The sequence below is a fragment of the Blautia intestinihominis genome (assembly GCF_040096655.1).
In the GTDB taxonomy this organism is placed as follows: Bacteria; Bacillota; Clostridia; order Lachnospirales; family Lachnospiraceae; genus Blautia_A; species Blautia_A intestinihominis.
Map to the genome: position 1 here is coordinate 40,191 of NZ_JBBMEI010000013.1, position 12,647 is coordinate 52,837.

8 protein-coding genes are annotated in these 12,647 nt (G+C 46.2%); 7 read left to right on the plus strand and 1 reads right to left on the minus strand.

Annotated elements, in window-relative coordinates; all coding sequences use genetic code 11:
- The first annotated feature begins 1 nt into the window (after nt 1).
- Nucleotides 2-2,539, plus strand: coding sequence for a YfhO family protein (locus WMO75_RS05990; protein WP_349077750.1), 2,538 nt, complete (start codon nt 2-4; stop codon nt 2,537-2,539).
- A gap of 43 nt (nt 2,540-2,582) precedes the next feature.
- On the opposite strand, the gene WMO75_RS05995 is transcribed toward WMO75_RS05990, so the two are convergent.
- The gene (locus tag WMO75_RS05995) at nt 2,583-3,848 is read right to left on the minus strand and encodes a D-alanyl-D-alanine carboxypeptidase family protein (protein WP_349077751.1); all 1,266 of its coding nucleotides are present in this window, start codon (nt 3,846-3,848) and stop codon (nt 2,583-2,585) included.
- Between the two features lie 223 nt (nt 3,849-4,071).
- Between WMO75_RS05995 and WMO75_RS06000 the strand changes: the two genes are divergently transcribed.
- The 6 genes from WMO75_RS06000 (at nt 4,072) to WMO75_RS06025 (ending at nt 12,569) form a co-directional block, all read left to right on the plus strand.
- The gene (locus tag WMO75_RS06000) at nt 4,072-5,937 is read left to right on the plus strand and encodes a glycosyltransferase (RefSeq protein ID WP_349077754.1); all 1,866 of its coding nucleotides are present in this window, start codon (nt 4,072-4,074) and stop codon (nt 5,935-5,937) included.
- A gap of 1 nt (nt 5,938) precedes the next feature.
- Nucleotides 5,939-6,892 carry a glycosyltransferase family 2 protein gene (locus WMO75_RS06005; protein ID WP_022214286.1) on the plus strand — a complete coding sequence of 318 codons (954 nt, stop codon included), beginning with the start codon at nt 5,939-5,941 and terminating at the stop codon, nt 6,890-6,892.
- Between the two features lie 118 nt (nt 6,893-7,010).
- Complete coding sequence (locus WMO75_RS06010; protein ID WP_022214285.1) at nt 7,011-8,414, plus strand: undecaprenyl-phosphate glucose phosphotransferase; 1,404 nt, start codon at nt 7,011-7,013, stop codon at nt 8,412-8,414.
- A gap of 16 nt (nt 8,415-8,430) precedes the next feature.
- Entirely contained in the window at nt 8,431-9,972 is a 1,542-nt protein-coding gene (locus tag WMO75_RS06015; RefSeq protein ID WP_227222504.1) for an LCP family protein, read from the plus strand.
- Nucleotides 9,973-10,054: 82 nt separating this feature from the next.
- Nucleotides 10,055-10,978 carry a glycosyltransferase family 2 protein gene (locus WMO75_RS06020; protein WP_349077756.1) on the plus strand — a complete coding sequence of 308 codons (924 nt, stop codon included), beginning with the start codon at nt 10,055-10,057 and terminating at the stop codon, nt 10,976-10,978.
- Between the two features lie 124 nt (nt 10,979-11,102).
- Entirely contained in the window at nt 11,103-12,569 is a 1,467-nt protein-coding gene (locus WMO75_RS06025; RefSeq protein WP_022214282.1) for a S1C family serine protease, read from the plus strand.
- Nucleotides 12,570-12,647 lie beyond the last annotated feature (78 nt).

The following is a 12,647-nucleotide window of genomic DNA, read 5'->3' on the forward strand; positions in this document are numbered from 1 at the left end:
GATGAAAGAAAAGATGAAATCAAGCTCAAAGATCCGGACAGTGCAGAAGCTGTCCGGATTTTGTCAAAGCCCTGATGTGAGGGCGCTTTGTTTTTTATTTCTGCTGCTGAGTGCAAGCTGTAGTTTTATATTCCGGGATTATTTATATGGAAATGACCTGATGATCTTCAACGATATCGGAAGTGATACCTGGCAGCAGTACATCATGAACTATACCAGCATTGTGAACCATCTGCGGGACGGCAGCTTTTCTCTCTGGGATTTTAATAACGGGCTGGGGATCAACCAGTTTAACTTTAACCTGTTTGATCCGTTCCTGATGCTGCTTTATGGAGTCGGTGTTGTTCTGGGACCGGCACATATGCTTCTGTATATCAATGTCATTCAGATCCTCAAGATCATGGTGGCGGCGTTTGCTTTTTACTGGTTTCTGTCACAGTTTTCTTTCAGCGTGCCGTCAAAGATGATCACGTCTTATGCTTATGCGCTGAATGGGTTTCTCCTGGTGTGGGGGCAGCATTACCAGTTTGGAACGGTCGTGATCTATTTTCCGCTGATGCTTCTTTTCTGTGAGAAGTTCATCCAGAAAAAGAAAGGAAAGGCACTGTTTCCGGTCATGGTATTCCTGTGCGGGATCTACAGCGTGTACTTTACATACATGTGCCTGGCGGCGACCGGGCTGTATCTGCTTTTCCGGATCCTGATGCTGGACGGACTTACCTGGAAAGAGAGGATACAGAGATTTCTGCTCGGCTGCGCGGAGATGATCATGGGCGTGGGAATGAGCCTTGTCGTGTTCCTTCCGATGGCAGAAGTTCTCCTGGATGTGTCTTCTAGACTGGAAAGCGACGGAACAGGGCTCCTGGATTTCCTGCGCCAGTGTTTTACGCCATATTCAAGGAAGTTTTATCTGTCCATGCTCAAGAGAATGTTCTCAAGCAACTTACAGAACGGTTACGGACTGGCAAAAGGACCGCAGCAGTATGTGATGAACTATTACGAAGATCCAGTCCTTTTCTGCTCAACGCTGGCTGTTTTTCTGAATGTGCAGTTTCTTGCAGTTCTCCGAAAAGCAGACATGACGAAGCGGGCAAAAAGAGTACTCTATGGAGTGGCTGCCCTGATCCTTGTCGGAACTGCACTCCCGGTCGGAGGAACGGTCTTTAATTACTTCACACTGCCGACACAGCGTTATACATTTGTGCTGATGACGGTCTTTCTGCTTTTGATGGCGTGGATGTGGGATTACATGCGAAAAGGCGGCAAGCTGAACCTTGTGCTGATTCTTGCGGTGACTGCCCTCATGGGCTGGGCATACTGGTGCGGATATGAGCAGGCGGGCTTCCAGGAATACAGGACAAATATCCTGATCCTGACCGTCACAGGAATTCTGACAGCCGTCTGCCTGACGCTGCTCTGTTTCCTGAAGGATACACAGATAAGAAATGTGATCCTAGGAGTTATGGGCGTTGTGCTTGTCGTGAACGTGGTTTCTGAGGGCGGAACAAATTATCAGAACCGCGTCACCATGAAAAAGACAGATGTTCCGTCAGAAGTGATGGTGCAGGAAACACAGCGCTATGAGGAGATGCGGACTTCTGATGACAAGGAGATAAAATACCGCGCAGAGATCGAGAAACCGCAGGATTTTTTCCGGGAGATGTACCGTGTCGATCTTGCGGACTGCCTGAACTATCTCAAAGAAAATGATCCGACGTTCTACCGTGTAGAGAAGGATTATATTTCGGGAACTGTTTCGATGGATTCTTCCGGGCAGGGATACCGCGGGATTTCGACTTATAATTCTGTCATGAACGGAAATGTCAAAGAATTTGTCGAGACCTGTTATCCGGAACTGTTTTTTGCAGATCACAATCATTATACGTTCTGGAACAATGTGGACGATAACTGGCTGGCTGCTTTCCTGGGCGTGAAATACATCCTTTCCGGAAACGGAGAACCGGACGAGACAAAATATAAGCTGCTGGATCAGGTGGGAAGTCTTTATATCCATGTGAATGTACTGGATGCACAGACAGCGCATTTCTATACGCAGGATATTTCAGAGGAGAGCCTTAAGGAACTCTGCACAGAGGAGAACAGGGAAGAACTTCTCGGAGAGGCGATCGCCCTGGAGGATGGAACGGAGATCGGAGATGCATCTGAGATCCAGACACTCAAATCCGAGGAGCAGGAGACAGCAGAGCAAAATTCTTCCGTGACGCTGGATGCGCCGCAGAAAGACTCTGTTGTGACAGGAAGTGTCCATGCAGAAGCAGATGGATATGCCCTGTTTATGATCCCATATGAAAAAGGCTGGAGTCTCACGATCGATGGAGAAAAAGCGGAACTGCTCCGCGGCGATATCGGATTCCTTGCATGTGAAGTGCCAGAGGGAGATCATACGATCCTTCTTACCTTCGAGGCACCGGGATTAAAGGCAGGCACGATAGGAAGTGTGCTGTTCTGGATCTTGTTTGCACAGAGCAGGCTCCTGATCATACGAAAGAATAAAACCAGAAAATCAGCGGGTGCTTGAGGGCACACCGCTGATTTTCTGGTTTATGAGAAGTGAAAAAAATTTAAGATTTTGCTACTTTGATGATTCTCCAGAGAAGTAGAAGGAAGAGTATGAGACCGGCACCGCCGAACAGGATGTATGGAAGATTGTTCCTGTCTGCGGAATATTCTCTGGCAGCTTCTATATTCTGGTTGCTTTCAGTAGAAAAAGAAGAATTGTCTTCATGGGTGGCTGCCATAGTTGCTGTTCCGACAGGAGTACCACCAAAGAAATACTGACGGCTGTACTGTCCGTTTTCCTGTTCTTCGCCATCTTCAGTAGTGAGACTGTCTGCTGTGGCGCCGACAGGTACGTAGACATTGCCGCCGGAAACCATGTTGAAGTCGTTGTCTCCGAGGGAGAGCATCTGGAAATTATCAAATCCGTAGTTAAACAGGCTGACTGCTTCTGTTGTAGTTACACCGGAAGCACCCTGAAGAACAACAGCGATCAAGGTGACATCGTCCTTTTCGGCTGCACAGACGAGTGTGCTGCCGGAGGCTTCTGTATAACCTTCCCTTCCACCAAGACAGTACCGATAATAGGCTGCATTGGATGAAGACATCAATGGAAAATTGTTGGTCAGTACACGTTCACCACCGGATACGTTAGTCGCTGGGATCGTATAAGAAACTGTATTGGAAATGGTCCGGAAGGATTCATTATCAATAGCTGCCTTCATAATAAGTGCCATGTCATGTGCGGTGGTATGCTGATTTTCATCTGGAAGTCCGGTAGACTTGGTAAATACTGTGTTGGTACAGCCAAGCTGTGCAGCCCGGTCATTCATCATCTGAACGAAGTTTTCAACAGAACCGCCAACGTGTTCTGCAACCTGAAGTGCGATATCATTTGCTGAGGAGAGCATGATCGCATAGAGGCATTGTTCCATTGTAAAAACCTCTCCAAGCTGTGCGGAAATATTGGCACCTCCGTCAGTAACACCGGAAACACCGGTTTCTGTCATGGTAACTTCATCAGTAAGCTGCGAATTTTCAAGAGCGACCAGGACAGTCATAACTTTGACTGTAGCACCGGGATACAGTTCCCGATCCATGTTTTTGGAATAAAGCATCGTCTGTGTGCTGTCCTCCATGATTACGGCCGCTGTGGAAGTAATCTCTGGTCCCTGAGGCCATCCCGGAATGCTGTTTGTTGTTATAGCAGAAGTAGCAGCCTGGGCAGTATCTGCGGCTGTTTCCTCGGCGGCCAGGACCGGTGTCTGGAACAATACAGAACAAGAAAGTCCCAGAGCCAGAAGACCGCTGTATAATCTTTTTAATCTCATAATCTATCTCCTGTGACTGATAAAATAGTGTGTCGTTTTTAACAAAAAAATACATATCAATTCATATCATATCCCATTTTTCGACGCAATTCAAGCAGAATGATATAGCCCCTTGCAAAAACAGGCCTGGAATGATAAAATAAAGCCGATTATGAGTAAAATTATTGTAAAATATGTGTTGCTGTGAGCAGTAACAAATAAGTAAAGTCTGAGGACACAATATATGAATAAAAAACAACAGGCAGGAGGCGGGATCCAGTGGGGACGCATGCTCAAGAAACTGAATCCCTACACGATCCAGAAGGGCTTCCGCTATCTGAAGCACTATGGACCGAAGGAATTCTGGATCCGTCTCCATGAACGTTTTGAGCCGGAAGAAGTTCCCTATGGTCCGTGGTATGAAGCGTATATTCCGGATAAGGCGGAACTTGAGAAGCAGAAGAAACATAAGTTTGCATACACACCGCGGATCAGTGTTGCTGTGCCGGCATTCCGTACACCGGAGGTTTTTCTGCGCCAGATGATCCAGTCACTTCTTGACCAGACCTATCCGAACTGGGAACTCTGTATTGCAAATGGAAGTCCGGATGATACGGAGATGACAGCCATCCTTAAGGAATATGCGTCAGCAGACCGGAGGATCTGCGTCAGAGATCTGGGCGAGAATCTGGGAATCGCAGGAAATACCAATGCGGCACTTACGATGGCATCAGGAGAGTTTGTGGGTCTTCTGGATCACGATGACCTTCTGGCACCGAATGCCCTTTATGAGATCGTTAAGAAACTCAATGAGGACAGAGAACTGGATGCCGTTTACACAGACGAGGACAAGGTCACAACAGACTTAAGTGAACATTTCCAGCCTCATCTGAAACCGGATTTCAACCTGGATCTCCTGAGGTCCAACAACTATATCTGCCACTTTTTTGTAGTCCGCAAGACTATCGTGGATAAGGTCGGCGGTTTCCGTCAGGAATTTGACGGGGCACAGGATCATGACTTTATTTTCCGCTGTGTGGAGGAAGCTTCCAGCAGAGTCGGACATGTACCGGAGATCGTTTATCATTGGCGTACACACAAGGCATCGACTGCAGATAATCCTGCCAGCAAGATGTATGCGTTTGATGCAGGCAAAAGAGCAATCGAAGCACACCTCAAGCGCGTGGGCGTAGAGGGTGAAGTAAGCCATACACCGGATCTTGGATTTTTTCGCGTGAAATATCCGGTCCACGGAGAGCCTATGGTTTCTATCATCATCCCAAATAAGGATGAGAAGGAATCCTTACAGGCATGCATAGAATCCATCAGGGAAAAAACAGAATATCAGAATTACGAGATCCTGATCATTGAGAATAACAGTACTTCCGAGGAGATCTTTCATTATTACAAAGAACTCTCCAGAGATCCAAAGATCCGTCTGCTCAGATGGAAGAAGGAATTCAACTATTCTGCCATCAACAACTATGGTGTCCGCCATGCAAAGGGCGATTACTTACTGTTCCTTAACAATGATGTGACGGTGATCACACCGGGCTGGATCAAAGAAATGCTCGGTGTCTGCCAGCGAAGAGAGGTCGGGGCGGTCGGCGTGAAGCTGATCTATCCGGACAATACGATCCAGCATGCAGGCTGTGTGATCGGTATCGGCGGCATTGCAGGCCATATGTTTGTTGACATGCCGGCGAACAGAACCGGGTATCTCCACAAGGCTTCGATCCTTCAGGATATGAGTGCTGTGACTGCGGCGTGCATGATGATGAAGCGCAGTGTATTTGAGGAAGCAGGCGGATTTACAGAGAAACTGTCTGTTGCATTTAACGATGTGGATCTGTGTCTGAAAGTTCGTAAGAATGGAAGTCTGATCGTGTATGATCCATATGTTCAGTTATATCATATGGAATCCAAGACGAGAGGTGCAGAGGACAGCGAGGCGAAGGTCAGACGTTTTCAGGAAGAAATTGAATACATGCGCTGTCAGTGGATCGACATCCTCAGGAAAGGTGATCCTTACTATAACAAGAATCTGTCTCTGACCAAATGGAATTACTCCCTTCGTCCGATCCGGGGAATGGAGAATAAGGAGAAATAATATGGAAGTATCGGTTGTCATACCGAATTATAATGGAATTGCGTTTCTGGACAGCGTACTTGCAAGTCTGGAAGGGCAGACACTCAAAAATTTCGAAGTGATCTTTGTGGATAATGGTTCTTCTGACGGAAGCTGTTCTTTCGTTGCGGGCAATTATCCGTGGGTGCATATCATTGAACTGCCTGAAAATTATGGTTTCTGCAAGGCAGTTAATGAAGGGATCAAAGCTTCCAGAGCACCGTATGTCCTTCTTCTGAACAATGATACAGAAGTGAAAGAGGATTTTCTGGAAGAGATGGTCGCCGCGATCCGCAGGCACAAGAGAGCTTTTTCCTGTGCGGCGAGAATGGTGCAGTATCATGACAGAGACCGCCTGGATGATGCAGGCAATTTCTACAATGCACTTGGCTGGTCTTTTGCGAGAGGCAAGGGCAGGGATATCCATACGTATGAGAAGGAAGAACAGATATTTTCCTCCTGCGGCGGTGCTGCGATCTACAGAAGAAAACTTTTTGAAAAGATCGGATATTTTGACGAAGAACATTTTGCATATCTGGAAGATACGGATATCGGATACCGTGCAAGGATCTACGGCTACGAGAACTGGTATGCGCCAAAGGCGGTCGTTTACCATGTGGGAAGCGGCACGAGCGGATCCAGGTATAATTATTTCAAGACCAGATATTCTTCAAGAAACAACGTTTATCTGATCTACAAAAATATGCCGCTGCTTCAGATTATTCTGAATCTTCCGTTCCTGGCAGCAGGATTTTTGATCAAGTTTTTGTTTTTTGCTGTCAAGGGCATGGGCAAAGAATATCTGGCAGGTATCAAGAATGGATTTTCCATCAGCCACAAGGGTCGAAAAGTCCCGTTTTCGATGAAACATCTGCCAAATTATGCCAGGATTCAGCTGGAATTATGGAAGAATATTTTTGTCAGATTTACTGCGTAAAGGCGGATTTACAGATCGCAGAGCTAAATTTTATAAAATAAAATTTGGTATTTTATTGATTTTGACAGTCAACTATTATAAGATAAACACACATAATGAAACAGTGAGGTGACAGAAATTGATTCAGGATAATCAGAAGAATTTCAGTCGTCTCCAGATGTTAATTGATGCCGTTGTAATTGCGGTTGCTTATGTCCTTGCGTGGATGATCCGTTTTATCGGACCGTTTTCGTATTCGGCAGTCCGGGCACTGGCGTTTGAGCAGTATATGTTTGCCCTGATCTTTATTATTCCGGGCTATCTGCTGCTATACCAGGCGTTTACCTTGTATGAACCTTTGCATCTGCAGGGGCGGCGGCTTGTGCTTGCCAATATTGTCAAGGCAAATGTTCTGGGACTTCTTCTTGTAGTATTCAGTCTTTATATGATCGGAGAGCCTGATTTTTCCAGACTTACGGTCTATATTTTCTGTGTAGTTAACATCTTTATGGAATGGGGAGTCAGACTTCTGATCTATTCTATCCTTAAGGATATGCGAAAGAGGGGACTGAACCAGAAGCAGATACTGCTGGTAGGTTACAGCCGTGCAGCGGAAGAGTACATTGACAGAATTAAGGAGAATCCTCAGTGGGGATATATCGTCCGTGGAATTCTGGATGACAATGTACCGGCGGGAACCCTCTATAATGGAGTAAAGGTGATCGGACGTATTGCGAATCTGACCGTGATCCTTCCTGCAAACAGACTGGATGAGATTGCAATTACATTGGGATTAAGTGAATATTATCGTCTGGAGGAGATCGTTGCAATGTGCGAGAAATCCGGAGTACACACGAAGTTTATTCCGGACTACAATAAGATCATTCCTACAAAGCCATATACGGAGGATATACTGGGACTTCCGGTGATCAATATCCGTTATGTGCCGCTGAGTAATACATTTAATGCCATGGTCAAGAGAACTATGGATGTTGTAGGTTCTATTATGGCGATTATTGTTTCTTCGCCGGTCATGCTTCTGATGTGTATCCTTATCAAGCTGACCTCACCAGGACCGCTGATCTATAAGCAGGAGAGAGTGGGACTTCACAACAAGACTTTCCGTATGTACAAATTCCGTTCCATGGAGATTCAGCCGGAGGCCGAGGAGCGTAAAGCGTGGACGGTCAAAAACGACCCGAGAGTTACCGGAATCGGCAAGTTCATGCGAAGGACAAGTATCGATGAACTTCCACAGCTTTTTAATATTCTGAAAGGCGATATGAGCCTGGTAGGACCAAGACCGGAAAGACCTTTCTTTGTAGAGAAATTCCGTGAGGAAATACCGAGATACATGGTCAAGCATCAGGTGCGTCCCGGACTTACAGGATGGGCACAGGTCAATGGTTACCGCGGAGATACATCCATCAGGAAGCGTATAGACTGTGACCTGTACTACATTGAGAACTGGAGCATCGGATTTGACATAAAGATTTTGTTCCTGACAATTTTCAAAGGCTTTATTAACAAAAATGCATATTAAGTAAGAAGGAGAAAAGATGGCAAGAAAACCAAAATCAAAAAAGAAAAAGATACTTTTTGCGGTTGAGATCATTGTACTTCTGGTATTTATCGGCGGACTTTATGTTTACGGTCAGCTGAATACCAAACTGGACAAGATCCAGCAGCCGGTATTGGACGAAAGCAAGATCCAGGTAAACCAGGAAGTACAGGATTCCATTGATTCTGAGACCTCCACACTGACCGGATATACCACATACGCTCTGTTTGGTATTGACCACCGTGACAAGAACACTGCTCTTGGTGGAGAAAACAGTGATACAATTATTATTGCAAGTGTCAACAACGACACCAAGGACGTTAAACTTGCATCTGTTTACCGTGATACACTTCTGAACATGGGATTCAGTGACAAGGAAACCTATTCCAAGGCAAATGCCGCATATGCTTATGGAGAAGCAGAGCAGGCAATCACCATGCTGAATACAAACCTTGACCTGAATATTTCTGATTACGCGACCGTAAACTTCAATGCGCTGACAACCATTATTGATGACCTTGGCGGTCTGGATATGGATATGTCCTATGCAGAGATCGTTCATATGAACAACTACTGTGTGGAAACCGCAGAAGAAACAGAAAAAGATTACACACCGATCGAACTTCCGGAAGAACCGGAGGACATCGAAAAAATCCAGTATACTTACCATCTGAACGGTGTACAGGCAACTTCTTACTGCCGTATCCGTTATACAGCAAGCCTGGATATGGGACGTACAGAACGTCAGCGAAAAGTTATCCAGATGATCGTTGACAAAGCAAAATCAGCAGGACTGAGCACGATCTTCAAGATCATGGATGATGTATTCCCGATGGTAACCACTTCCATGGACAAGACAGAGATCCTTCAGATGCTTCCGACACTCATCGGATACAGCGTCAACGATACAACCGGTTTTCCAAGTTCTTTCAAGTTCTCCAATGTTAAGGGAAGCGTTATCGTGCCGACCTCACTGGAGTCAAACGTTATTGAACTTCACAAATTCTTGTATGACGATCCGAACTATACACCTTCTGCAACAGTACTTGCAAACAGCCAGAGAATCCTTGAAATCGTCGGCGGTGAGGCAAGTCTGGATGATACACAGAAAGTAACCGAGGAAAACAGTGCAAATGATACCGTTATTTATGAGAATAACGGAACAACATGGGAAAATACTGCCGGAAGTGACGACAGTGGAAGCAATGATAATGATTACACCGGAGGAGATACAACCGGAGGAGATACAACCGGAGGAGATACAACCGGAGGAGATACTTCCGGAGGAGATACCTCTGGCGGTGATGATTACACCGGAGGAGATACAACCGGAGGAGATACTTCCGGAGGAGATACCTCTGGCGGTGATGATTACACCGGAGGAGATACAACCGGAGGAGATACAACCGGAGGAGATACTTCCGGCGGTGATGATGGCGGCGACTACGGCGGCGATGACGGCGGTGATTACTCCGAACCTGATTATGGCGGAGACGGCGGCGGTGAAGACATTGCAACAGAATCCGTAGAAGCAGCTTAAGCTACGAAACAATGATATAAGATGATCAGAAGGGAATTTCTCAGGCAGGAATTCCCTTCTGTTATAAATGGAGATTTATACAATGGAAAAAACAACAGATGTGATCATTCCCACATATCGCCCGGGAAAAGAATTTGGCAGGCTGATCGAGCGTCTTCAGAAACAGAGCTGCCCGATCCACAGAATCATCATAATGAATACAGAGGAGAAATTCTGGAATAAAGAATGGGATGAGAAATATCCATTTCTGGAAGTTCATCATATCCCGAAAGCAGAATTTGATCACGGCGGCACCAGGAAAAAAGCAGCCGCGCTGTCTGAGGCAGATATCATGGTATTTATGACACAGGATGCACTTCCGGCAGACAGAGAGCTGATTCAGAATCTGACAGGAGCACTTTGTTCTGATGAGCAGATTGGGGCTGCCTATGCCAGACAGTTTCCGAATGCCGAGTGTAGTTTTGTGGAGCGTTACACGAGATCTTTCAACTATCCGGAAATTTCCTGCGTTAAGACGAAGGCTGATCTTCCCAGGTATGGTATCAAGACATATTTCTGCTCCAATGTATGTGCTGCTTATAAGAAAGATATTTTTGAGAAGCTTGGAGGCTTTGTAGAGCGTACGATCTTTAATGAGGATATGATCTATGCCGGAAATCTGATCCAGGCAGGATACGGGATCGCCTATGCCGCAGATGCAAAGGTGATCCATTCTCACAATTATTCCTGCATGCAGCAGTTTCACAGAAACTTTGACCTGGGTGTTTCACAGGCAGAGCATCCGGAAATTTTTGCATCGGTGAAATCAGAAGGTGAGGGCATCCGCCTGGTGAAGCAGACATTCCGCTATCTCCTTTCCAGAGGAAAGATCTGGCTGATCCCGGGTTTTGTCATGCAGTCAGGATGCAAATATGCGGGATATCTGGCAGGTAAAAAATATCAAAAACTTCCTCGCAGAGTCGTTATGTGGTGTACAATGAGTCCCTATTACTGGAAGGCATTCTGACCAGACTGAGAGAAGGGAAACAAACAGCAACACACGCTTTTTTAAAGGAGTTATCACACTTTGAACACAATTGACTGATACACTGTTTTCATACAAGAAAAGGATAAGAGAAAGGAGCAGAAAGATGGACGATGAAAGAAGATGGAATTCGGCTCCGCAGTATGAGAAGACAGTAGAAGATTCGAATGTGCCGCCTTCCTACGCACACTATCATATGCATCAGGGAACAACGACGCAGAATTCAGGAACATCAGATAAAAGAGTGACTCCAGGAAAACAGAAACCACAGAACAGACTGGGCACCACGATTGGACTTGCAGTTGTATTTGGTCTGGTAGCAGGCATTGTTTTTCAGGGTGTGAATCTGGCAGCAGGTTTTATAACAGATACGACACAGACAGATACCGTGCAGGAACAGATAGATACAGCACAGCTTGTGACAGAAGCATCTGCTGATTCAGGAACAGGGCAGGAAGACACAGCTGCCACGGGAACAGCAGGAAGTGTAGCAAGTGTGGCCAGGGCAGCGATGCCGACGGTCGTGGCGATCACATCAGTAAGCATTCAGGAAATTCCGTATTATTTCGGATTTGGATTTTCTTCCAGAAGCACACAGCAGTATTCCAGTGAGGGCAGTGGATCAGGCATTATCGTTGGGGAAAATGACGACGAACTCCTGATCGCGACCAATAATCATGTAGTATCCGGAGCGACGACCTTAAGTGTCTGCTTTATGGGCGATGATGTGGTCAGCGCAGAGCAGGAAGCAGCAGAGACTGCTTCTGACAGCACCGGAGATGTCAATGTAGAGGATGCTGTCAGTGCCAAGATCAAGGGAACAGATGAGACAAACGATCTGGCGGTGATCGCAGTTGCGAAGTCGGATATTCCGGCAGATACACTTTCCAGTATTAAGATCGCACAGCTTGACACTTCAGATGATCTGGATGTTGGAGAGCAGGTAGTTGCAATTGGTAATGCGCTTGGTTACGGACAGTCTGTAACTTCCGGCTGGATCAGCGCATTGAACAGAACCATTTCTACAGATGATACGACCGGATCCGGACTTATTCAGACAGATGCGGCAATCAACCCGGGTAACAGTGGTGGTGCGCTTCTCAACATGAAGGGTGAGGTTATCGGAATCAATTCAGCCAAGTTTGCAAGTAATGCAGTAGAAGGAATGGGATATGCTATTCCGATTTCCAAAGCACAGCCGATCCTGGAGGAACTGATGAGCCGTCAGACAAGAGACAAGGTAGACAGCTCGGAAGCGTCTTATCTGGGAATTACACCAGTAGATCTTTCTTCTGAGACAATGGAGATGTTTGACATGCCTGTAGGTGTTTTTGTAAGCGAAGTAAGCGAAGGTGAAGCTGCTGCGAACGCAGGGATCCAGAAGGGTGACATCATCACGGGATTTGACGGACAGGCAGTTACTGGCAGGGATGATCTTGAGAGCAAGATGGTCTATTATGCAGCCGGTGAGACGGTTGATGTGACGATTTCAAGGGCAGAGGATGGACAGTACGAGGAACAGACTGTGCAGGTAACTCTGGGGAAACGCCCGAAGTCAGGATATGGAGACTGAAGCGTGGTTATAGGATAAGTATTTTATAAAAACTTTAGTTTACAGTTTGGATGGTTATGATATAATGAACGCATAGGC